24 protein-coding genes are annotated in these 23,046 nt (G+C 48.2%); 14 read left to right on the top strand and 10 right to left on the bottom strand.

The window, feature by feature from the left end; genetic code table 11:
• Positions 1-3 precede the first annotated feature (3 nt).
• Entirely contained in the window at positions 4-813 is an 810-nt protein-coding gene (gene metQ / locus GOU96_RS05270; protein WP_000672706.1) for a methionine ABC transporter substrate-binding lipoprotein MetQ, read from the top strand.
• Between the two features lie 132 nt (positions 814-945).
• Here the strand turns inward: metQ and GOU96_RS05265 are convergent, their stop codons facing one another.
• Both GOU96_RS05265 and syd read right to left on the bottom strand, forming a co-directional pair.
• Positions 946-1,722 carry a Zn-ribbon-containing protein gene (locus tag GOU96_RS05265; RefSeq protein WP_000289667.1) on the bottom strand — a complete coding sequence of 259 codons (777 nt, stop codon included), beginning with the start codon at positions 1,720-1,722 and terminating at the stop codon, positions 946-948.
• Between the two features lies 1 nt (position 1,723).
• Entirely contained in the window at positions 1,724-2,272 is a 549-nt protein-coding gene (gene syd, locus GOU96_RS05260; RefSeq protein WP_267782765.1) for a SecY-interacting protein, read from the bottom strand.
• A 96-nt stretch (positions 2,273-2,368) separates the two neighbouring features.
• Here syd and queF point away from each other — a divergent pair, with 96 nt between their 5' ends.
• The 5 genes from queF to xni all read left to right on the top strand — a co-directional run bounded on the left by queF (position 2,369) and on the right by xni (position 9,634).
• Positions 2,369-3,214 carry an NADPH-dependent 7-cyano-7-deazaguanine reductase QueF gene (gene queF / locus GOU96_RS05255; RefSeq protein ID WP_000049894.1) on the top strand — a complete coding sequence of 282 codons (846 nt, stop codon included), beginning with the start codon at positions 2,369-2,371 and terminating at the stop codon, positions 3,212-3,214.
• A 14-nt stretch (positions 3,215-3,228) separates the two neighbouring features.
• On the top strand, positions 3,229-5,490 hold the full coding sequence (locus GOU96_RS05250) for a tetratricopeptide repeat protein (RefSeq protein WP_001211755.1): 2,262 nt from the start codon (positions 3,229-3,231) through the stop codon (positions 5,488-5,490).
• Between the two features lie 110 nt (positions 5,491-5,600).
• The gene (locus tag GOU96_RS05245) at positions 5,601-7,166 is read left to right on the top strand and encodes a GGDEF domain-containing protein (protein WP_267782768.1); all 1,566 of its coding nucleotides are present in this window, start codon (positions 5,601-5,603) and stop codon (positions 7,164-7,166) included.
• A 219-nt stretch (positions 7,167-7,385) separates the two neighbouring features.
• Positions 7,386-8,744: a nucleotide 5'-monophosphate nucleosidase PpnN gene (gene ppnN, locus GOU96_RS05240; RefSeq protein ID WP_000586703.1), complete on the top strand. Its 1,359-nt coding sequence runs from the start codon at positions 7,386-7,388 to the stop codon at positions 8,742-8,744.
• A gap of 110 nt (positions 8,745-8,854) precedes the next feature.
• Entirely contained in the window at positions 8,855-9,634 is a 780-nt protein-coding gene (gene xni, locus GOU96_RS05235; RefSeq protein WP_174500449.1) for a flap endonuclease Xni, read from the top strand.
• 30 nt (positions 9,635-9,664) lie between these two features.
• Here the strand turns inward: xni and GOU96_RS05230 are convergent, their stop codons facing one another.
• From GOU96_RS05230 to pomA, 5 genes are all read right to left on the bottom strand, one after another.
• The gene (locus GOU96_RS05230; RefSeq protein WP_001086370.1) at positions 9,665-10,051 is read right to left on the bottom strand and encodes a DUF423 domain-containing protein; all 387 of its coding nucleotides are present in this window, start codon (positions 10,049-10,051) and stop codon (positions 9,665-9,667) included.
• 21 nt (positions 10,052-10,072) lie between these two features.
• A complete protein-coding gene (locus GOU96_RS05225; protein WP_000091135.1) occupies positions 10,073-10,993 on the bottom strand; it encodes a transcriptional regulator GcvA in 921 nt (306 codons plus the stop codon).
• Between the two features lie 618 nt (positions 10,994-11,611).
• The gene (thiI, locus tag GOU96_RS05220; RefSeq protein WP_000668924.1) at positions 11,612-13,063 is read right to left on the bottom strand and encodes a tRNA uracil 4-sulfurtransferase ThiI; all 1,452 of its coding nucleotides are present in this window, start codon (positions 13,061-13,063) and stop codon (positions 11,612-11,614) included.
• A 177-nt stretch (positions 13,064-13,240) separates the two neighbouring features.
• Entirely contained in the window at positions 13,241-14,197 is a 957-nt protein-coding gene (locus GOU96_RS05215) for a flagellar motor protein MotB (protein ID WP_095482363.1), read from the bottom strand.
• Positions 14,198-14,208: 11 nt separating this feature from the next.
• A complete protein-coding gene (pomA, locus tag GOU96_RS05210; RefSeq protein ID WP_230610396.1) occupies positions 14,209-14,922 on the bottom strand; it encodes a flagellar motor protein PomA in 714 nt (237 codons plus the stop codon).
• On the opposite strand from pomA, the gene GOU96_RS05205 reads away from it, so the two are divergent.
• The 4 genes from GOU96_RS05205 to dxs all read left to right on the top strand — a co-directional run bounded on the left by GOU96_RS05205 (position 14,831) and on the right by dxs (position 18,357).
• Positions 14,831-15,040 (top strand): hypothetical protein, encoded by a 210-nt coding sequence (locus GOU96_RS05205; RefSeq protein WP_223227073.1) that lies wholly within the window; start codon positions 14,831-14,833, stop codon positions 15,038-15,040. The two genes, pomA and GOU96_RS05205, sit on opposite strands and share 92 nt — an antisense overlap.
• A gap of 247 nt (positions 15,041-15,287) precedes the next feature.
• Entirely contained in the window at positions 15,288-15,530 is a 243-nt protein-coding gene (gene xseB, locus GOU96_RS05200) for an exodeoxyribonuclease VII small subunit (RefSeq protein WP_000157112.1), read from the top strand.
• A 42-nt stretch (positions 15,531-15,572) separates the two neighbouring features.
• A complete protein-coding gene (ispA, locus tag GOU96_RS05195; RefSeq protein WP_000568613.1) occupies positions 15,573-16,457 on the top strand; it encodes a (2E,6E)-farnesyl diphosphate synthase in 885 nt (294 codons plus the stop codon).
• A gap of 19 nt (positions 16,458-16,476) precedes the next feature.
• Positions 16,477-18,357, top strand: coding sequence for a 1-deoxy-D-xylulose-5-phosphate synthase (gene dxs / locus GOU96_RS05190; RefSeq protein ID WP_267780700.1), 1,881 nt, complete (start codon positions 16,477-16,479; stop codon positions 18,355-18,357).
• 97 nt (positions 18,358-18,454) lie between these two features.
• Here the strand turns inward: dxs and truC are convergent, their stop codons facing one another.
• Both truC and GOU96_RS05180 read right to left on the bottom strand, forming a co-directional pair.
• Complete coding sequence (gene truC, locus GOU96_RS05185) at positions 18,455-19,189, bottom strand: tRNA pseudouridine(65) synthase TruC (RefSeq protein WP_033930768.1); 735 nt, start codon at positions 19,187-19,189, stop codon at positions 18,455-18,457.
• Positions 19,190-19,501, bottom strand: a complete 312-nt coding sequence (locus GOU96_RS05180; RefSeq protein WP_001160165.1) for a YqcC family protein — start codon at positions 19,499-19,501, stop codon at positions 19,190-19,192.
• Between the two features lie 88 nt (positions 19,502-19,589).
• On the opposite strand from GOU96_RS05180, the gene GOU96_RS05175 reads away from it, so the two are divergent.
• Both GOU96_RS05175 and GOU96_RS05170 read left to right on the top strand, forming a co-directional pair.
• A complete protein-coding gene (locus tag GOU96_RS05175) occupies positions 19,590-20,627 on the top strand; it encodes a DUF3549 family protein (RefSeq protein WP_000379751.1) in 1,038 nt (345 codons plus the stop codon).
• A gap of 3 nt (positions 20,628-20,630) precedes the next feature.
• Positions 20,631-20,933 carry a DUF3301 domain-containing protein gene (locus GOU96_RS05170; protein WP_000578705.1) on the top strand — a complete coding sequence of 101 codons (303 nt, stop codon included), beginning with the start codon at positions 20,631-20,633 and terminating at the stop codon, positions 20,931-20,933.
• On the opposite strand, the gene GOU96_RS05165 is transcribed toward GOU96_RS05170, so the two are convergent.
• Complete coding sequence (locus tag GOU96_RS05165) at positions 20,890-21,423, bottom strand: GNAT family N-acetyltransferase (RefSeq protein ID WP_000150751.1); 534 nt, start codon at positions 21,421-21,423, stop codon at positions 20,890-20,892. The genes GOU96_RS05170 and GOU96_RS05165 overlap by 44 nt on opposite strands.
• 852 nt (positions 21,424-22,275) lie before the next feature.
• Between GOU96_RS05165 and GOU96_RS05160 the strand changes: the two genes are divergently transcribed.
• Both GOU96_RS05160 and GOU96_RS05155 read left to right on the top strand, forming a co-directional pair.
• A complete protein-coding gene (locus GOU96_RS05160) occupies positions 22,276-22,575 on the top strand; it encodes a hypothetical protein (protein WP_000956112.1) in 300 nt (99 codons plus the stop codon).
• Positions 22,572-23,021 (top strand): YaiI/YqxD family protein, encoded by a 450-nt coding sequence (locus GOU96_RS05155; protein WP_267780703.1) that lies wholly within the window; start codon positions 22,572-22,574, stop codon positions 23,019-23,021. Before GOU96_RS05160 ends, GOU96_RS05155 begins: the two co-directional genes overlap by 4 nt.
• The last annotated feature ends 25 nt before the right edge of the window (positions 23,022-23,046 follow it).

The following is a 23,046-nucleotide window of genomic DNA, read 5'->3' as shown; positions in this document are numbered from 1 at the left end:
ATCATGAAGTTTAGCCTGAAAAGTTTACTGACTATCGCTGCTGCAGCCTCAACCCTAATTTTGGCCGGCTGCGGTGAAAAAGCCGTAGATAACAACAAAGTGAAAATTGGTGTTATGGCAGGGGCTGAAGCACAAGTGGCGGAAGTGGCAGCCAAAGTGGCTAAAGAAAAATACAATCTGGATGTCGAACTGGTGACTTTTACCGATTACGTAACACCAAACGCGGCATTGGATGACGGTTCTATCGATGCAAACGCGTTCCAGCACAAACCTTATCTGGATAAGCAAATCGCCGATCGTGGTTACAAGCTAGCGATCGTTGGCAACACCTTTGTTTACCCGATCGCGGGCTACTCAAAACAGATCAAATCGGTTGATGAACTACAAGATGGCGCGCGCATTGCGGTTCCAAACGATCCAACTAACCTAGGTCGCTCACTGCTGCTGTTGCAACAACAAGGTCTGCTCAAACTGCGTGAAGACGTCGGTCTATTGGCAACCGTACGTGACATCGTTGAAAATCCAAAGAAACTTGAGATCCTCGAGTTAGATGCAGCCCAGCTACCACGCTCACTGGATGATGTGGCTCTGTCTATCATCAATACCACTTACGCGAGCTCAATCAACCTGACCCCAGAAAAAGATGGCATCTTCGTTGAAAACAAAGAGTCACCTTACGTCAATATTTTGGTTGCCCGTGAAGCAAACGTGAACGCCGAAAACGTACAAAACTTCAAGAAAGCCTACCAAACCGATGAAGTCGCTAAAGCCGCGTCTGAAATCTTCCAAGGTGGCGCAGTAAAAGGTTGGTAATCGCCATTTCTAATGGTCTTCCCGCTTTAAAACAGAAAAGGTTGGCGCTACGCCAACCTTTTTTATTACTGAGTGCTTTGAATACGAATAGAGAAAAGATGAATGCGGGGGCATGAAGGTGCATCCAGCACTCTATTTCAAGTGATCCCAAGAAATATTGGAGACAATTCGGCACGGCTCACAACGGAAATGGAAGATGTCGTGCAGTGGCTCATCCAATAACCACTCTCCGCCGCACTTAGGGCAAGGGCGCGCTTTTTCTTGCGCAAGGCTACTGCCACCAACCCGATACTGATAGTAATAGGTTGGCACTTGAGTCAAAAATTCAATCCGGCCACGCAGATCCCAACCTCGTCGGAACAAATCACTATCCACATCGCAAATCTCATGCAGCGCAGCATGCTCCGCTTTGCACGCTCCGGCCATTTGCAATTCATCACACGCTTGCCATTCAGTTTGCCATTTGATCACCGCTTTGTGATCACCATTAAAGGTCGGCGGATTACGATACAGAGGAATAGGCAACAGACTTTCACCGCTGCGCAATGGTGAACACGTATGCACATAGGTGGTGTAAAGCACCTGCCAACTCGGCATTTCCTCTTCCGCGGCTTGTTCTGAGTTGATGTCTAACCCCAGCACGCGAACTTTCGGCGCAAGCAAACTGGCCTCACTTAAACGGCTCACACAAACTTCAACGTATTCGGAATGAAATTTCGGGTGCAGGCTCTCTTTTTCAGGGCAGACGGCGCGCACGTAAAACACTCCGTCACCGAGCACAATCGGGAACTCACGCCCCAATACTTGTCCGTTATAGCGCAGCGCATCCATCAAGCCGTTGATGGCTTTATCCACGGCGCTGATGGTGGTGTTATCAAAACACTCAAACTCCAACTCAACCACGTACATCTCAATTCACCACAGGTTCAAGCTGTTCTAAAAACGTTTCCAGGTCTGCCGTCAACACTTCGCGTTGCGCCGTGCCAAGCTTTTCTAGGATCACATTACCACTCAGGTTACACACTGAAATCACTGCCATTTCATCTTCGGTGGTGGCGATAAATACAGTTGGCTTTTGCTTTAAGCGGCGCTGAATCACCAAATGCCCCAAGATGTTTTCCTGCAGGCGGGTGAAATCGTCTTCACTCCATACTTGCAGCAAAGTCAGCTCTCGGCCTCGCCACTGCGCAGGCATATCAGCACTAAACTGGCTAGCGTAAAATGCTTTAATATCCTCGTGCAGCGTGAGCTCAATCGCCCGCTCGACATTACTGAAATCTGCCCAAACCTCACGATTGACGGGACGCCAGCGCACCACATCGGTCAGCGCTTCGACCACACAAGGCGAAGCCAGTCCCAATAATTCATCATTTTCCGGTAATTGGCCGGTTTGCTGGGCACAATGTTGTAGAAAACGCTGACTGAATGCACTCAAGGCTTGCACTACGCTTTGCGTCATAATCATCTCCATGTTGAGTTTGCGCCGCCTCGTTAATGACACTGGCACTGGGATTGCGTAAAATTCTGCACATTCTAATTGAATCGACTGAAAAACATGAGCAAATATTCTGATGCCAAAGAGCTGGCAAGCTTAACTCTGGGTAAAAAAACCGAGTATGCCAACCAGTATGACCCAAGCTTACTGCAACCTGTGCCACGCAGCTTGAACCGCAATGATCTGCATCTTAGCGCGACTCTGCCTTTTCAAGGCTGCGATATTTGGACGCTGTATGAGCTCTCTTGGCTCAATCAGAAAGGCCTGCCCCAAGTGGCGATCGGAGAAGTGTCGATTCCAGCGACCAGTGCCAATTTGATCGAATCCAAATCGTTCAAGCTCTATCTCAACAGCTACAATCAGACTCGTTTTGCGTCTTGGGATGAAGTGCAAACGCGCTTAGTGCACGATCTTTCGGCCTGCGCCGGTGAAACCGTGACCGTAAAAGTCAAACCACTGAGTGATTACACCGCAGAGCCGATAGTGACCATGCAAGGCGAGTGCATTGATGATCAAGATATTGAAATCGCTAACTACGAGTTTGACGATGCCTTGCTGCAAGGTGCAGCACAGGGTGAAAAAGTCAGCGAAGTACTGCACAGCCATTTGCTTAAATCCAACTGCCTAATCACCAATCAACCCGACTGGGGAAGCGTCGAGATTGCGTATCACGGCGCTAAGATGAATCGTGAAGCCTTACTGCGTTATCTTGTCTCTTTCCGTGAGCATAATGAGTTTCATGAGCAGTGTGTTGAGCGTATTTTCACCGACATTATGCGCTACTGCCAGCCACAGAGTTTGACCGTGTATGCGCGTTATACTCGACGCGGTGGCTTAGACATTAACCCATTCCGCTCCAGCCACCAGTCAGCACCGAACCATAATCAACGCATGGCGCGACAATAAGGATAAGACTTAGGATGAGATTTCTGCGCTGGATAACCATAGCGACCTTACTTCTGGCTTCAAGTTGGGCTCAGGCCACGATTTACTCTTCACCTATGCTCAATGAAGCTAGCGGCTTGGTCGAGGTCTCACCCTTACAAGCAAAAAAAATGGCGCAGCAGTACCTTAATGAGCGCCATTTAGCCGAGAAACAGGAAAAACACCCCGCCACAATTGCTCGAGATGAAGCCGACAGCCGGACACGCACACCCGGCAGTACGGTCGATGCCTTGATGATTTTGGCGCTCGCCTTGGATAATCTTGGTGAACATGAACAAGCGCAACAGATTTTGCGCGATGCCAATGCACTGACTGAACAATACCAACTCCCCTATCTACACCTCGATGTGCAAATCCTTAGCACTCGTCTTATCTGGCAGAAAGAGGGTGATGCACAGGCCGCGCGCGAAAGAATACAGAAGATCAATGAGCAGTATCAGGTAATCGAAAATGCCGATCAAATCGCCAAAGGCATTGATTACAAACTTACGTTACTCAGTGCCGAAATCGCCTCAAAAGCCAATGAGCTTGAATTGGCCGATAAGCTGTTTGCCAAGGCCAAACCCTATCTTGACACCTTACAAAACGAAAAACCGGCCATTGAGTATCACCTAACCTTAGGTGAGCACAATCTTAGCCATGGACGTTATAACCTGGCGCTTTCCGAATTGCTGATCGCCTACTGGAGTGCTATTGAGAACAACGCTGGCGTGCTGTTAGCGCAAGCAAACACACTGCTAGGCAAACTGTTTTTCAATCGCCAAGTGTTAGATAAAGCACTCGATCACTTCTCACAAGCGGCAGACTTTTATGGCCGCTACGAACAATCGCCATTTTTATCTGCTGTTCTCAAACAAATGGGTGATGTCTACTACCAGCAAGGCAAATATAACTTAGCTTTGGTGCATTATTTCAATGTGATTGACCATCAAAATAATCAATCGTCACTCAGTGATGAAATTGAAATTCGCATCAATCTCTCCGCTACCTATTTACAACTCTACAACTACCCCGTTGCTGAGCAGTATTTAACCAGCGCTGAAGAGCTATTAGGAATGGCTGATATTCCTCGTTTAAATGGGCACGCCGCCTTACTGCATTCAGGGTTGGCTTATTATCAAGAAATAAATCAGGATATCGTTCGTTATGCAGAAATGGCACTGCATATTGGTCAATCGATTCAAGATGACGAACTTCAAGAGCAAGCTTACCGTTTACTTTCTCTCGGTTATGAAAGAACCGGCTCAGCCGCCAAAGCGCTAGACAATTTTAAAAAGAGTCAGGTTCTCGCCCAAAAACGACAAAATAAGCTTAACCAAATCAGTGAAGATGCATTTCGTCAGCAACGGGAGTTTATTGAACAGACCCTGCATTTAGTTGGACAAGAAAAACAGCTGCAAGAGACCAACAATCAATTCAGCCAATTACGTAAAGTGGCTTTGTTTTTACTGAGCATTAGCTTAGTACTTTTTCTGATTACTTTGCGACGCGGTTATCTTATTCAAGGCTTTCAAGATCAAATCTCTGAGTTACATGACACGTTATTTACTCACTCAAGATCGCGCCTAAGCAATCTACGCATGCTGAATGCGAAGTTACCCAGTTCATTAGAAAACAGTAACCGTAACTATGAACAGTGGCAGCTAGGGGAGCTCATTCGTCAACCGCTCAACGATAGACTGCGTTTTGTACTGATCGACATTCCTTTCATGCGCAACATGTATCTGCAAAATGGTTATACCGCCGGTTTAGAATTAGAGCGCGCTTTTGGTAAATTTCTTAAAACTAAAATAAAAGAACCCGATCGGTTGTACCATTTTTCAGATGCAAGCTTGTTGTATATCGAAAAAAATGGCAGCGAGCGAAGTGAACCAGAAATATTATTCAACCAGATTCAATCTTGGCTGAATGATTTTGCACCAGAAAGAAAAATAAACCGAATAGTTCGAATTGGTATTGCCGATTACCCATTTTTACCGCGGGCTTATACCGCCATCAATGATAAAGAATTGTTGGATATTTTGTTGATGGCAACCAATATCGCCAGAGAGTTAAGCTTGAGTGAAGGCCAAAGTCATTGGGTCTATTTTAAAGCGATTGATAATGCCCCAGCCGCCAGCTTTGCTTCGGAAAATATTCGACTTTCTTGTAAACAAGCAATAAATCAAGGGCTGATCAAAGTTCACTCTTCTTATAAGAATGAGGACAACATCAAAAAACTCTTAAAAGATGGATAAATGCTGCCCAGTCGGCATAAACACTGGGTGACGCCAGCAAAATATTTGTTATTATCGACAAATCAATAAATAGGATCAGGATTGATCCTCAACTATCCAGTTTGTTGTACATGGGCGTTCTAGAACAAGATATCCAAGCAGAGCTTCAAAAACTGAAATCTCAGTTAGAACAAGTACGTTTGACACAAAGGGATACTTCGTTCAAATTTAACCGAGAGCAGCAAGTTCTTAAACGAATGGTCACTTCCTTGGCTACGACTTGCCGCGGCAGTAGCTCTCGACTAAACCAAAGTTTAGAAGAACTCTGTTTTGCATTAGAACAACAAAAAGACATCAGTACGCTGATCCCGAAATTAGCCGTACTGGAACGCATGTTGAAACAACAGTCATTGGCCATGGACAAACAAACGAGTCATCTGGATAGCCAGCTACAGCACAGCGGTGAAACGCTACTGCGCGTCCCCGGCTTACCCGCCAAGATCAAACGCGATCTTCGAGATCTGCTGAGTTTTAGCGCCGCACAGCCGCTGGAAAAAACTCAGCAAGCTTTGCGTTTGCTGGAAATTTATGAACGCGCGGTCAAAATTCAATGTGCCAATCCCAATTTGGCGCTCAATGAGCTTACTCAACAAGCGGATCGAGAACTGCTGCATCGACTTGCCGTCGATTTACAACACTTGATTACTGAGTTGGATTTCAATGGTGAATCGGGTGATCAACTGACCGATATCCGAACCAAGCTTCTGCTTGGCGTCAATAATCATACCCTGCTTGAGCTCACCCTTGAAGTGCTGCGTTTAGTCGTCGATGGAAGCCATGCTGAGCGCAAAGCAGCCGAAGCCTTTCTCGAGCAAGTGAATCTCTCGATTGGCAATAACCTAAAAAGCGCGACTCAAAATCTTGAGCAAAGCCAGAGTTACATGGCACACCGCCAAGAGATGAATGGCGAGCTGAGCAGTTTAGTGGCTCGTAGCCAGACCGCGCTCAAAGAACAGACGGAGCTAGAACAGCTCAAGCTGAAAATGGCGCCTTTACTGCGCGAGATGTCTTCACTTTCTGAACGCTTACTCTTAGCGGAGCAACGTGAGCAAGCCCTACTTGAGCGTATGCGCTATAGCAAAGATCAGATGGAAGCCCTGTCTGATTTGGCACAAGATTATCGTCGCCGCCTTGAAGATCAAGCATTGCGCGCACAACTCGATCCTCTGACCAAAGTGTACAACCGCAGCAGCTTTACTGAGCGACTTGAACATGAGTATCGCCGCTGGATCCGTACGCAACACAATTTGCGGGTAGTGCTGTTTGATATTGATAAATTCAAATCGATCAACGACAGCTTTGGCTACACCGCAGGCGATAAGGCCTTAAGTATCATTGCTCGCACCATCAAAAAAGAATTACGAGACAGTGACACCGTGGCTCGCTTCTCTGGTGAAGAGTTCATTCTGTTACTGCCTGAACGCTCCGATAATGAGAGTTACCAGATTATTCACCAGATCCAGCTCAACGTGTCGAAACTACCGTTCAAGTTCCGCGATAAGAGCCTAACCATCACGCTGTCTGCGGCGAGTATCCGCTTCATGGATTCAGATACCCCCGAAACGGTTCTTGATCGTTTAAATCTGACGCTAAGTGAAGCCAAACATATCGGTCCAAGTCAGTTAGTTTGGAAATAACTGATTAATATTTAAGCTAATTAACTATTAATTTGTGCTCAATTTCACAATTACCCCCTCACTCTATTTTCTTACCTGACTAGATACCTCTAGATTGAAGCCAGATATATCAAGAGGTTATCACCCCCTTCTCTGGGTATCTCTGCTACTCTTGTTTTATAACAAATGCTCAACATCATGCTCTAGCATGACCTCAACCTCAGGTTGAAGGAGGACACTATGATTATTCAAGTCAGCCCAGCCGGCAGTATGGATCTACTGTCACAACTCGAAGTCGAACGTCTGAAAAAGACCGCCTCGAGTGATCTCTACCAGCTTTATCGCAATTGCAGCCTTGCCGTGTTGAACTCAGGTAGCCACACGGATAACTCGAAAGAGTTGCTCGATAAATATAAGAATTTCGATATCACCGTCATGCGCCGTGAACGCGGCATCAAACTTGAGCTGGCGAATCCCCCCGAACATGCCTTTGTCGATGGACAGATCATTAAAGGGATCCAAGAACACCTCTTTTCTGTGCTGCGCGATATTGTTTACGTCAATATGCATTTAGCCGATAGCCAGCGCCTTAACCTGACTAACGCGACGCACATTACTAACCTCGTGTTTGGTATTTTGCGCAATGCCGGAGCACTGATTCCCGGAGCGACACCCAATCTCGTTGTATGCTGGGGTGGACATTCGATTAATGAAGTTGAGTACCAATACACTCGTGAAGTCGGCCATGAGCTCGGTTTACGTGAACTGAACATCTGTACTGGTTGTGGCCCCGGTGCGATGGAAGGCCCAATGAAAGGTGCGGCGGTCGGCCACGCCAAACAGCGTTATTCGGAATACCGCTACCTCGGATTGACCGAACCTTCAATTATTGCCGCCGAGCCGCCCAACCCTATCGTTAATGAGCTGGTGATCATGCCAGATATCGAAAAACGTTTGGAAGCGTTCGTGCGTATGGCACATGGCATCATTATTTTCCCCGGAGGTCCAGGTACGGCAGAAGAGCTACTGTATATCTTGGGCATTATGATGCACCCAGAAAACGCCGATCAGCCAATGCCTATTGTGCTGACAGGGCCAAAACAGAGTGAAGCGTATTTCCGCTCTTTGGATAAATTCATTACCGATACCTTGGGTGAAGCCGCTCGCAAGCATTACAGCATCGTCATCGATAATCCAGCGGAAGCGGCACGTATTATGAGTAATGCCATGCCACTGGTGCGCCAACATCGTAAAGATAAAGAAGATGCGTACAGTTTTAACTGGTCACTCAAAATTGAACCAGAATTCCAACTGCCGTTTGAGCCTAACCACGAAAGCATGGCGAACCTTGATTTGCACTTAAACCAACGCCCAGAAGTGCTTGCCGCCAATCTGCGTCGAGCCTTCTCTGGTGTTGTGGCAGGCAACGTCAAAGCGGAAGGGATCCGTGAAATTGAACGCCACGGCCCCTTTGAAATGCATGGTGACCCAGTGTTAATGAAAAAAATGGATCAGCTACTCAATGATTTCGTTGCCCAAAACCGGATGAAACTTCCAGGCGGCAGCGCATACGAGCCTTGCTATAAGATAGTGACTTAAACCTAAAGCCAATGTCTGCTCAAGCCTGAACTCGTCGCTTGGGTAGTAATCTTGACGGATTTGATTACAATAAGGGCCTCACAAGCCCTTATTTTTTATGGTTTTTGGTTATGTCTCTTCATCTTGTCATTATTGATGCACTTAATTTGATCCGCCGCGTTCACTCCGCGCAACCCGATCCCAACGACATCACCAGAACCGCGGAAACCACAACACGCACTCTGCAGCGCATCATTAATGAAGCGCAGCCCAGCCATATGATTGCGGTGTTTGATCATCATTTATCTGATCGTGGCTGGCGCGCTGAGTTACTCCCAACTTACAAAGCCAATCGCAAACCCATGCCAGACGTTTTGCAGCAAGGACTAGATTCCATTCAAGATGCGTGGTGGCAACTGGGGATTGATTCGCTGTTATCGGAAGGCGATGAAGCGGACGATCTGGTTGCAACACTGGCTTGTAAAGTGGCGGCTCATCAAGAAAAAGTGACAATTATCTCGACCGATAAGGGCTACTGTCAGTTACTTTCTCCGACCTTACAAATCCGCGACTACTTTCAGCAACGTTGGTTAGATGAGCCTTTTATCGCTCAGGAGTTTGGCGTTACTCTCGCACAATTAACCGACTATTGGGGATTAACGGGCATCAGCTCAAGCCAAATTCCCGGCGTGGCCGGTATTGGCCCGAAAGCGGCGAAAGAGATTTTAAACCAGTTCTCGAGCATTGAAGAGGCGTATGCCAGCCCTGAACTACCGGCAAAGTATCGCAAAAAACTCGATCCTCACATTGAAATGGCGCGCATCTGTAAACAAGTCAGTGCCTTGAAAACGGACATCGAGCTTGGGTTTAACTTGCAAGATATCCGTTTTAACTCATCCTCCGCGGACTAAATCCCCTCTGATTAGGCATCACAACACAGACTACTGACTTTTCCACGCCGCGTAACTAAACCAGATCCAGCCTAAGATGAACATCACGCCACCAAAAGGCGTGATAGGACCAAACCACTTCACACCCGTGAGTGCGAGTGCGTACAAGCTACCGCTAAAACAGACGATCCCGACCAAGAAAAACTGTGCCGCGCGGCGAAAGCCTTTATGCGCGGCTTCATGGAGAGGCAGCAACAATAATACGCCGCAAACGAGCAGAGCCAATGCATGGATAAATTGATACTGCACGCCCGTCTCAAACACATCGAGTAAATACGGGCTTAACATCTTTTTTAAACCGTGCGCCGCAAAGGCACCTAAACCCACCGCAACACCCGATAGCAAGCCCCCGAGAGCGAGTAAATACTTACTGTTCATCCTTTACCTCATAACCCGAATTTACTGGTTGTGCTTATGTTGCAAAATATCCACTTGCTCACTGCGCGCCTTTTTCAGCATCCAATCGCGGAAAGTGGCGATCCGTCCCATATCCGCCTGCTTTTCATGGCACACCACATAGAAGGCGTTATTGGTCATCAATACCTCATCAAAAGGGGCAATCAAGCGACCAGCATCAATTTCTGGTTGCGCTAACACGTTATTGCCTAACGCAACACCTTGCCCATGCGCAGCCGCTTGCAACACCATGGTTGAGTGACTGAAGATCGGCCCATGGTTAACATTAACGTTATCAAGGCCGTTCTCTTTGGCAAATTGTTTCCAGTCTTTACGCGAGGTATCGTGCAACAAGGTGTGATAAGCCAAATCGCTTAACTTCTCCATTGGCTTGTTACCCAGCAACAACGCCGGAGAACAGAGTGGGATCAAAAACTCCTGATACAATTTATCGGCACGCAAGCCCGGCCAACTACCTCGGCCATAATAAATCGCCACATCCACATCATCAGTCAGCGAACCTTCATCCATATCGACGGCCTTAATGCGCACGTCAATATCCGGCTCTTGCTGGTTAAAATCCGCCAAACGTGGCACTAACCATTGAATCGCAAAACTCGGCGGTAAACTGATGGTCAGCGCCCCTTTTTCACTGCGCTCAAGTAATTTATCGGTCGCTTCAGCTAATGAACTAAAAATATCTTTTATGTCGAGGAAATAACTTTGCCCTTCTTCGGTCAGCAATAAAGAGCGATTACGACGACGAAAGAGTTTCAAGCCTAAAAACTCTTCTAATGCTTTGATTTGGTGGCTAACTGCGGCCTGTGTCACAAATAATTCTTCAGCAGCTCGGGTAAAACTCAAATGGCGAGCGGCCGCTTCAAACACTTTTAACGAATTAAGGGGAGGCAATCTTCTGGACATAGCGGTACTCGGTTAAAGATTAGTTTTTTTAATCTGAAACATTATAAATTGTCCGTTGCTAACCGACCAGAGAAAATCTATATTTCACCGCGCAACAGCGGCCTGAACGGCTTGATTTCCTTGTAAATCAATAGGCTTAGTTGTTGCGATGTTGTGTTTGCAAACTCGAAATTCGAGTTAGGTAGTTTCTACCACCCGTTTTGTGCAGTTATCCCTGCCACAAAACAAATACTTCCTGTATTTATTTTTGACCTGTCTGTCAAATTTTTAGCACCGCCTTTGGGCGGTGTTTTTTTATCTGCATTTTTAGCTCCAATCAGTAAATACTACACTTATACACAAACTACTTGGCGTTGCAGGTAAGCGGCAAGAGAGTGACAAATTTGTCTGGAACAAATTTGCACAGCCATCGGCTGGCCTTTGGTGAGAGCCAAGGATGGCTCTCATAATCCACATGAGCATAGGCAAACTATGTGATTGGGGTGAACGAGCGTAGCCAACATCGCTGCAGCTTAAAGTAGGAAGGGGATAAAGCGAAAAAACGCAGAGCCTGCTGAGCAAACTCTGCGTTTTATCCATTCATGATCGCGTTATGGGCAATGAACTATCGACAGTGGACTATGGGCGATAGACTTTCACATTGTTAAAGCCTTGCTCTTGCAGGTAGAGCGCTTGTAAGCGGCTCATCACACCACGTGAGCAGTACAACAAGTAGGTTTTTGACTGATCGAGGTCACCAAACTGAGTCGCAAGCTTATAGAAAGGCAGATGCTTCACTTCCACACCCGCAATCTCTAACGGGCTTTCGTCCTCTTCGTCTGGGCTACGAATATCCAGTACGACGGCGTTACCCTCTTCTGCGCTGTTAACCAACTCCACTTCAGGGGCTTTTTCCAGCGACTCTTTACCAATATCACGAATGTCGATTTGGCGAGCGTTGTACACCACTTGATCAAGCAGAGCAAAATCGAATTTGGCTTCTTCTTCTTCCAATTTCTCTTTTACCGCTTTTACGGTTGGGCTTTTTGAAATCACCCCGCAGAATTCAGGCATGGTTTTGGCGAAATCTTCCGTACCAATTTCACGCGCCAGACGGATGATGTCTTCTTTATCCCAGTTGATGAGCGGACGCAGAATCAAAGTATCGGTCACGTTATCGATATGGCGCAGGTTGGTCAGGGTTTGGCTAGAAACCTGACCTAGCGCTTCACCCGTAACCAAAGCTTGAATGCCAAACTTCTCAGCCACCATACCGGCGGTGCGCATAAACATACGCTTGAGCACCACGCCCATTTGACCATCATCGATCTTCTCGAGGATCTCAGCCACCACAGGAGCAAAATCGATCGCGATAAATCGCACTTTGGCTGATGAACCGTATTTTTGCCACAGGTAGTAAGCGGTTTGCTTCACACCAATTTCGTGGGCGGGTCCCCCCAGATTAAAGAAGCAGTAATGCACTTTTGAACCACGTTTAATGTGCAGATAGCTCGATACACCGGAGTCGAAGCCACCAGAAATCAGGCTCAATACATCTTCTTGGGTACCCAGAGGGAAACCACCTAAACCTTTATGACGCGCGATCACTTGGTTGAGCAGCTCATCGACCACTTCCACTTGCACGGTCACGTCAGGGTTAATCAATTTTACCTTGGCACTGGCGATGGCTTGATTGAGGCCCCCCCCAACATAACGTTCGAGTTCAATAGAGGTAAAATCATGCTTACCACGGCGTTTCGCGCGCACAACAAAGGTTTTGTTTTCGAGGTTAGCGCGATTTAGCTCCAGCACTTGCTCGTAGATGTTGTGCAGATCGGTAAAGGTTGATTGCTGCACTTCCAACACTTGCTGGATACCCGGTGTGGTCGTCAGAATCTCCAACACTTCGGCGTAATAAGTATCGCTGTTTGACGTCACTTCAATATGATCACGACGATTGAATACCGCCACCCCTTGTGTGCGGGCTTTCACAATAATTCGAATATTGCTCTCAAGGATCTTTGTGAAACGCTTACGTACCGATTCACTTTTCACAAAAATTTCCGGATGGGGTTTAACGATAAATTTCATACAGTTATTCGCAATCTGAGTTAGACAATCTGGCGAGCAGCAGGTAAACCTTGGCAAGGCGCTTACCGCTAAAGGGGCGCGATTATACACGATCACACTTTATTGAGAAAAGCCCATAAAAAAGACAAGCCCAATGGCTTGCCCTTTTTAGTTTACAGTCGGTGTGTATATCTTCGGTTATTGTTGTCCACCGCCTAGTGAAGGAACCTCGTCACTGTAGACTGGCTCGCCTTGCAAGATACTGATCTCAACGCGGCGGTTGGTTGCCCGTTGCGCTTCGGTATCATTGGGCCCTAACGGTTGGGTATCAGCCAATCCACGCACTTGCAGTCGTAGATGGTCAAAATCTTTGACCTTTTCCATCTCTTGCGCCACCGAAACTGCGCGCTGCGCAGAGAGATCCCAGTTCGAGCGATACAGTTCAGAGTCCAGTTTCTGGTTATCGGTATGCCCTGTCACCCGCACTTTACCGGGAATGTCTTTGACCAACTCAGCGATTTGGCGTACCAGAGGACGGAACTTAGGCTGTAAGAATGCGGAACCTTCTGGGAACGCGCCTTTTTCGCGGATCCGAATGTCAATCTGCTGCCCCAAGTTTTCTACTTCAATGGCTCCTTGCTCAATCTCTCTAGACAGCGCTTTTTTGATGCTTTCCGCCACGGTTTCCATCTGCTCTGACATCGCTTGTGCTTGCTGCTGTTGCATTTCAGATTGAGTGTTTTGGTTATCTTGCACCGAAGTTTCTGCCGATTGACCGCCAGTAAGCTGACCGGAATCACGTTGATTACCGCCCGCTCGGTCTGACTCCCCCTCTTGGAATTCCAAGGTTTGTTGGGTGATATCTATGGTTTGCTGCATGATCACATCAATCGGCGTCGGCTCTGGGCGACCGGGACGAAATTCTTGAGCAATAATACTGGTCCCTTTGGGAATATCTTTCACTTCCAAACGGTTTTGCACACCAAAGGCAAACTTCATTGAGCCAGCGATCTGCTTAAATTTCAGTACGTCCATCTCCGAAAACGAGAGCAAGAGTACGAAGAAGCACATCAGCAGTGACATCAAGTCCGCAAACGTCCCCAGCCATGCGGGCAAACCGGGAGGGGGACATTTACATTGTTGTTCGTCATCCATAGTCGGCTCCGCTACTCTTTATCAACATCAAGAATACGTTTACTTGCGTTGAGGTAGTTCTTCAAATAACTATCGATAACCCTTGGGTTCTGCCCATCTTGAATCGCTAAAACACCGTCCATGATCAGACGACGGTTGAGGGTTTCCTGATCACGACGCAGCGCGAGCTTGTCGGCAATCGGGAAAAACACCATGTTAGATAAAATTGCACCGTAAAGCGTGGTTAATAGTGCTACCGCCATCGCAGGACCGATTGCCTTCGGGTCGTCCATGTTAGACAACATGGCAACCAGACCAACCAGTGTCCCGATCATCCCCATCGCGGGCGCAACGTCACCAAAGGCGCGAAAAACTTGAGTTCCTTTGCTGTGGCGCTCATCGGTCAAGACAATATCTTTTTGCAAGGTGGCACGCACCACATCCGCATCATGGCCGTCCACCAAAAGGTCGATCCCTTTTTGCATAAAAGCGTTGGGAATTTCCATCTCTTCCAACGCTAAAAAGCCACCTTTACGTGCGGCATCCGCCATCTCGACGATTTTGGCAATCAGATCTTCGGGCACATCAGCTTTAAACATAAAGGCTTTACCAGCGATTTTGGCCGCACCAAAAAACTGCCCCATTTCGAACTTCATGAGTACGACGAAGACCGAACCGCCGACCACGATAAGAACTGATACCACGTCAACGAACATCATTATGCTGCCGCCCAGTATCATCGCCATGACCACGAAAGCCATGCCGCCAATAAGACCAACCAGTGTTGCTAAATCCACGAAGCACTCCTCAGGCTACACATTCGCGATAATGAAAATCTTACCTTCATTATCGGCAACAGAATAAATTCTTTAACGAAATTGTCAGAATAGACGGTGAAAACCTTAGTCAAGTGTATACGTAAAACTGGCAGAGATGCACCTGTCACGCGCAGAGTTTTTAGCCTTCGAATTATGACTTTGTGGACTTTTTTCCATTTCGTTATCTGGCGCGGTAAAAAAGCCTTCTATTTCTGACAAAATCGCTTGGTTAAATTTGACCAGCCAAGCCCCCTGAGGTAACTTTCGTGCATCTTAAGTAAGGCATAAAAAATATGGCGAGCAAGAAACCGGAAAACATGTCCTTCGAGTCAACCATCGAAGAGCTGGAGCAGTTGGTCGAACAGCTAGAAAGTGGCGATCTGGCACTGGACGAAGCACTGCGCAAATTCGAGCGTGGCATCTCTTTAGCCAGAGCTGGCCAGCTCAAACTAGACGATGCTGAGCAGCGTGTGCGGATTTTGCTCAGTAACCGTGATGATGCCCCGCTCAGCGATTTTAGCGATGTAGCAGAGTAAGCCGCTCCACCAGCCAGAACAACCGACAAAGATGAGTGTCCTATGATTGAGGCGTTATCCTCATACCAACAGCGAAATAACCAGCAACTGGATCAGTGGCTGAACCGTATTCCCTTTCAAACCTTGCCTTTAATTGAGGCGATGCGTTACGGGCTACTGCTCGGCGGCAAACGGGCACGGCCATATTTGGTGTACATCACGGGGCAAATGCTCGGCTGTGAGCTTAGCGACTTAGACACTCCTGCCTCAGCCGTGGAGTGTATTCACGCCTATTCGCTGATCCATGATGATTTGCCCGCCATGGATGATGATGAGCTGCGCCGCGGCAAGCCCACTTGCCATATCCAGTTTGATGAGGCCACCGCCATTTTAACCGGCGATGCCCTGCAAACCTTGGCGTTTACTATTTTGGCGGAAGGCGCTCTTTCTGCTGCAGGCGAAACACAGCGCGTCGCCATGATCCAAGCCCTCGCCGAAGCTTCTGGCGCACAAGGCATGTGCCTTGGTCAAGCGTTAGATCTGGCGGCGGAAAATCGCTTAATTTCGCTAGAAGAATTGGAAACCATTCATCGCAATAAAACCGGCGCTTTAATGCGCTGCGCGATCCGTTTAGGTGCTTTAGCCGCAGGTGAAAAAGGCCGCGCCATGCTACCGCATCTTGATCGCTATGCAGAAGCGGTTGGCCTCGCGTTTCAGGTTCAAGATGACATTCTCGATATCATTAGCGATACCGAAACCCTTGGTAAACCACAGGGCTCTGACCAAGAATTAAATAAAAGTACCTACCCTGCTCTTTTAGGCTTAGAGGGAGCACAACAAAAAGCACACACTCTGTTACAAGAAGCGCTTCTGGCTTTAGAAGCAATTCCCTACAATACGGAGCATCTGGAAGAGTTCGCCCGATATGTCGTCGAGCGCAAGAACTAAACAATAAGCGCGCATACTTATGACTCTTGATATCTCAAAATACCCAACACTGGCTCTGGCGAATACGCCAGACGAACTGCGTAGCCTTCCAAAAGAAGTGCTGCCTAAGCTGTGTGACGAGTTACGTACCTATTTGCTCAACTCAGTGAGTCAATCCAGCGGCCATTTGGCCTCAGGATTAGGCACCGTTGAGCTGACGGTTGCGCTGCATTACGTCTACCATACCCCATTTGATCATCTGATCTGGGATGTGGGTCATCAGGCTTACCCACATAAAATTTTGACTGGTCGTCGTGATCAGATGCCCACCATTCGCCAGAAAGATGGGTTACACCCTTTCCCATGGCGTGAAGAGAGTGAATACGACACCCTCTCGGTGGGTCACTCCTCCACCTCGATCAGTGCCGCACTCGGCATGGCAATCTGTGCTGGTAAAGAAGGTAAAGACCGTAAAGTGGTCAGTGTGATTGGCGATGGCGCGATCACCGCCGGTATGGCGTTTGAAGCGATGAACCACGCGGGGGATGTGCACCCTGATATGCTGGTCGTACTCAATGACAATGAAATGTCGATTTCAGAAAATGTCGGTGCACTGAACAACCATTTAGCGCAAGTGCTGTCTGGCAGTCTGTACACTTCTATTCGCGAAGGCGGCAAGAAAGTGCTGTCTGGCATTCCGCCAATCAAAGAGCTGGTTCGTCGCACCGAAGAGCATCTCAAAGGCATGGTGGTCCCCGGTACGCTATTTGAAGAGCTCGGCTTTAACTACATTGGCCCTGTGGATGGCCATGACGTACTGGAACTGATCAAAACCCTGAAAAACATGCGTGAGCTAAAAGGGCCACAGTTCCTCCACGTGATGACCAAAAAAGGCAAAGGCTATGCGCCTGCGGAAAAAGATCCGATTGGCTATCACGGCGTGCCTAAGTTTGATCCAAGCCACCACAGCTTGCCCAAAAGCAGCAATACTAAGCCCACCTTTTCGAAAATCTTTGGCGATTTTCTGTGTGATATGGCGGCGCAAGATCCCAAGTTGATGGCGATTACCCCAGCCATGCGTGAGGGCTCTGGCATGGTGCGTTTCTCCAAAGAGTACCCAAGCCAATACTTTGATGTGGCGATTGCCGAACAGCACGCAGTCACGCTGGCGACCGGTATGGCTATTGCGGGGTATCACCCGATTGTGGCGATTTACTCCACCTTCTTACAGCGTGGTTACGATCAACTGATCCACGATGTGGCGATCATGAACTTGCCGGTGATGTTTGCCATCGACCGCGCGGGGATTGTCGGAGCCGATGGTCAAACTCACCAAGGTGCGTTTGATTTAAGCTACATGCGCTGCATCCCCAACATGCTGATCATGGCTCCGGCGGATGAAAATGAATGTCGCCAAATGCTCTACACGGGTCATCAACATCAAGGCCCAAGTGCCGTGCGTTACCCACGCGGTAATGGCATGGGCGTTGAGCTAGAGAGCAGCTTTACCGCGTTGAAAATCGGCAAAGGCCGCTTAATGCGTGAAAGCACGGCCAGCGAAGGTGAGAAAGTCGCGATTTTGAGTTTCGGTACTCTGCTGCCTAACGCTTTAGAAGCCGCTGAAAAACTCAACGCGGCAGTGGCTGACATGCGCTTTGTTAAACCACTGGATGAAGCCCTCATCAAGCAACTCGCCCAAACTCATGATGTCCTCGTGACATTGGAAGAAAATGCGATTGCCGGTGGCGCAGGGGCTGGCGTGATTGAGTTTCTGATGAAAGAGAAGCAGCTCAAGCCGGTTCTCAATCTCGGCCTGCCAGACCAGTTCATCGTGCAAGGCACGCAAGAAGAGATGCATGCAGAACTAGGCCTAGATGCAGCAGGCATTGAGCGCGCAATTCGCGACTATCTGGCCAAATAGTCCTTTCCACCCGCCGCTTAACGTCGCTGAGGTAGAAATCAGAAAGAGAAAAGCCTTCATGATGAAGGCTTTTTTATTGGGCTGATTGAGAAAATCATCAAGCGTTGATTAACAGCGACTCTTGCCAACCAAACTCACTAAGCAAGCCTTGCCACACTTCATCTAGTCCAGCGCGAATCACTAACGGTTGCTGAGTATAAGGATGCATAAAACGTAACTCGCTGGCATGCAGCATCAAACGTTGCGCGGAAAAGTGTTCACGAAACAGTCGGTTATGAACTCCATCGCCATGGGTGGTATCACCGACTATCGGATGACGCAGATGTGCCATATGACGACGCAGCTGATGTTTGCGCCCGGTCTTCGGTTGCATCTCCATCAAGCAATAGCGGGTAGTGGCAAACTTTCCTGTGGAAATGGGCAGTTCCACTTTGGCGAGTGGCCGATAAGCTGTCACCGCCGACTGCGCTTCTTTATCTTGCTTGGCAAATTTATCGGCAATTTTGTCGAGCTCTTCTTTGAGTGGATAATCGAGCACATTCGCCTCTTCAATCCAGCCGCGCACAATGGCGTGGTAGGTTTTCTCCATCTCATGATTGGCAAACATCGGCATCACATCGGATGCAATTTGACTCGAAAGCGCAAACACTAAAACGCCGGATGTCGGGCGATCCAAACGGTGTAGCGGGAAAACGTGCTGACCAATTTGATCGCGCAGGGTCTGCATTACAAACTCGGTTTCATGCTTGTCGAGCCATGAACGGTGCACCAACATGCCAGCCGGTTTATTGACCGCCACCAAATATTCATCTTGATAAACAATCTCGAGCATCTATTGGCACACCTTGTCGATTTGTTGAATGACCGCAAGTACCGCTTGATAACGGGCCTCACCTTGCCACACTTCTGAGAAATACGGCTCCAGCGCGAAACCACGCGGTACCGCATTTTGGGCGATCGCCTGTTGCATTTTGGGCAGAAAAATCCACTGCAGCCACTCATGGGGCAACAGAGTATCCACAGCAAAGGGCTCTTGGCTGGCGAGAGCTTGTGAAGAAGGCGGTGTCGCTTGCCACAATTGCGCAGCACGCAATCTGACTTCCAACTCATCGAGTAACTTCACCAATACGGCGTTGAACTGCATAATTCGTCCGGTTTATTTCTATGATGACCTTGAAAAAGTGCCATAGAGTACCATTTATTGGAGAAAGAAAGTTAGGATCAATTTCCGCATGGACACTATTCGTACCCTCACGGCTCTGCTGCAAAATAGCGGCTGCCAGTACCAAATTTTTGATCTCGGACGCCGCGTGCAAGCGATGGATAACCGCCAATTTGCTCAAGTGGAATTAGGTCAACAAGCTTACCCGTTTCCGCTACAACGTCATGCGCAATTCGCTATCGTGTATTGGAATGAACAGCGTCAACCTTGGATCTGGATGCTCAAATTTGCGCTTGATGAACGTGGCTTACTGCAACAAGCCGATGTCGGGCAATTTATTCAATATCTGCTCGAAGCGATGGGCAGCCGACTCCATCAATCTTTGACGGAAGAGCAGCAACAGAAGCTCGCCAATAATCCTTACACTTTCAAACCCAGTGAAGACAAACTCGCGATGCTGCATAGCCAGATCCGCGCGCAGCTTGGTCTAGCCTGCAGCCAATACTACGAACACACTCAGCACTATTTTTCTGGCGGTTTAGGCTGGGATAAGTGGCATACGGTGGGTTTGCAAGGGATTACCGATCTTTGTGCCCGTTTAGAGCAAGAACAAAACGGCGTATTGCTCCGTAAAGCCCTGACTCATTTGCCCGCCCAGCCACTTTACGCAGTGCTCGGGGCATTAGAGCATGTCACCTTACCGGAAAAACTGGCGAAACGCTTAAGTGAGCTTGCGGAGGCGGAAGTCAAAGCCAGCGATCCAGATCTGTTTTTGCTCGCGGCTCTAGTGAGAGCCTTGGCCGGAGCGCCTGCCAATATCCTTGATGCGACTTGCGATGCGATTCTCGCCTCTCCCGCAATTTGCCATCCAGAAGTGCTGATTGCGCTTGCAGGACGCAGTTGGATGAGCCTAGAAAATAGCGGCCGTGCGCAACGCTTTTTAGTTCGCTTAGCGCAAACTCAAAATCAACCCTTATTTAATCAATTGTTCGCGGACGTGGTCATGCTGCCCGCACTACGGGGAGTGATGCTGCCTCTATTGCACGCCAGCCCATCACCAGAGTTGGCGCAGGCTCTAGAGCAGTTACAGCAGATGACACGAGGATAATTCATGATTGGCGATTTGCTCTTGATACTGGCGCTCTGTTTTGCGGGATTTCTGTTTTGGCAGCAGCGCCATCAAGCGGAAATCGCCAAACAAGCGATTCAACGCCACTGTGACAAGCTTGATTTGCAACTGCTCAACGTCGCTTTTGGCCAGCATAAATTCAAAACGCCCTCTGGCCAGTGGCGTTGGCACACCATTTATTTGTTTGAGTTTTCCTCACTTGGCGACGATTGTTACCAAGGTCAGTTAGAAATGCGAGGATTTAGAACGGTAGGTTTTGCTCTGCCACCGCACCGGATGGGCTAAGCCTATCCGCTTCAGCCGTCCAGATAAATTGGCTACATGGGCCATAAAATTCATCCACATCCATGGCGTGGATAAAACCGAGCTTTTGCAAAATAGTACGCGCAGCTTCATGTTGCGCTTTAATGGTTGCGACCACACGCTGTAAACCAAAACGCTGACACATATTGGGGAAAAAGGCATTCAACGCTTCACTGGCGAATCCTTGTCCCCAGTAGGCTTTATCAAATAAAAAGCCCAACTCAGCGCGCCCTTCACTCTCAAATTCGATGAAGACATGCCCCATGTACTCACGGTTATAGTTATCCAGCACGGCCATCGCGTACAGTGAAGAATCATGCAATACCCGCTGAAAAAGCTGTTTCGCTGCCGCTACGGTCGTCGGCCCGTTCATCAGGGCGCGGTTTTTCGCACAGTAATTGAGCACCAGAAAATCTGACTCAAACGCCTCAGTGTAAGGGATAAGTAGCGTTCTTCGGGTCGCTATGGTCACGGACATTCCTTGTATAGCAGAAAAATCAAACGGAAATAGCGCCTTCCCAGATAGAAAGGCGCTATTTTATTTACAATGACCTCGTCCATATCAAGGATCGAATGACACGAGGTAAAGCCTGCTGACGTTGTTATTTTTATGGTTTATCAAGAACCTGATATGCGCTTATTTTTTGTTAGCCAATATTGTGACCAATTTGGCCTGATTAACGCAGGTTCTTATGCTCGAAAGGGAGATTAAGGAAAGCCCCGACACAGGTGTCGGGGCTTAATCTTAGTCGCAGCATCCGGCTACTTGAATGTGCTCCATGCATCATCCTTAACGGGCTGATCCTTTCAGCGAACTCCGAGCATCGCCATCCTAGCGGTGTCCTATTCGTCCTGATGCCGAATAATCCTATTCAGCCTTCATCACTTGTTCCTTGAGCGGTGTCCTTGCCATCGTCCTGATGGGGTTCCCTCTCACATCCCTAGAGTATCCTGAATCATCCTTGCAGCTCACCTCACTGTGCGCTGACGCATTCCTTATGCGTGTCCGGCTTCCTGCTTGTGGTCATCCTCACCACTTCTCATCCTGAGAATCACAGTTCCTAGGTCATTTCCTTCGACAAGAGATAATTTACCCGTTTTGCTTTTTCGTACAAGCGGCTGCTGGCCTACAGGCTAAGCCCCCAAACCCAACCAATAAAATAGACATTAAAAATCAAATAGATAATCAAAACCCCTCGTTATTCCTGCATCAATTCACTGTTTTTGCTTACACAAGGTGTAAGCGATCTCTCACAAACGATTGCCCCTTTTGCTCGCGAGTGTTTCTCAGTAAGATGGCGGCAAACCCGAATAAGGAAAGATTATGCTGACCAAAGACGTGTCTCAAGAGCTGGAAGAGATCCTCAATAGCCTGCAGCAGCAAGGCAAAGAGCCTTCTGTCGCACTGGTCAAAGCGCGTTTAAAAACGCCAGTACCAATGCCTGCGATTATTGCCACGATAAAAAGTTGGAAAAGTACCCAACGCATCCCCAAAGTCGAGGTCGCCACGACAAATACTGCCCCGAGCCTTGAGCAGCGCATTGAACAGTTAGAACAGACGATTTTACAGCTTACAGCGCGTATTGAAGCGCTCGAAAGCACAAACAAAGGAGGGCAAGCATGAAGATTTGGGTAGACGCTGATGCGTGTCCGAAAGTGATCCGTGAAACGCTGATCCGCGCCGCTGAGCGTACAGGCGTTGAATGTACCTTTGTCGCCAACCATCTGATCCCACTGTCCAAACGCGACAATATTCGCGCGCTACAAGTCTCTTCAGGGTTTGATATTGCCGACAATGAGATAGTCAGACGCACCGAAGCGGGCGATTTGGTCATAACGGCGGATATTCCCCTCGCGGATGAAGTGATCAGCAAAGGTGGTTTGGCATTGAATCCCCGTGGAGAGCTCTACACCAAAGAGACCATCAAAGCGCGCCTGAATATTCGCGATTTTATGGATACCATGCGCGCCAGCGGCATTCAAACCGGTGGCCCTGCCGCGCTTTCGCAGACCGAACGGCGCGAGTTTGCCAATCATCTGGACAGAATTTTGGCTAAGCGCACTGGGTAATGACATTTTCTGATGTGTAAAAAAG

The sequence above is a fragment of the Vibrio sp. R-1 genome (assembly GCF_035615595.1).
Classification (GTDB): Bacteria; Pseudomonadota; Gammaproteobacteria; order Enterobacterales; family Vibrionaceae; genus Vibrio; species Vibrio cholerae.
This window is presented reverse-complemented; position numbering and strand designations above follow the sequence as displayed.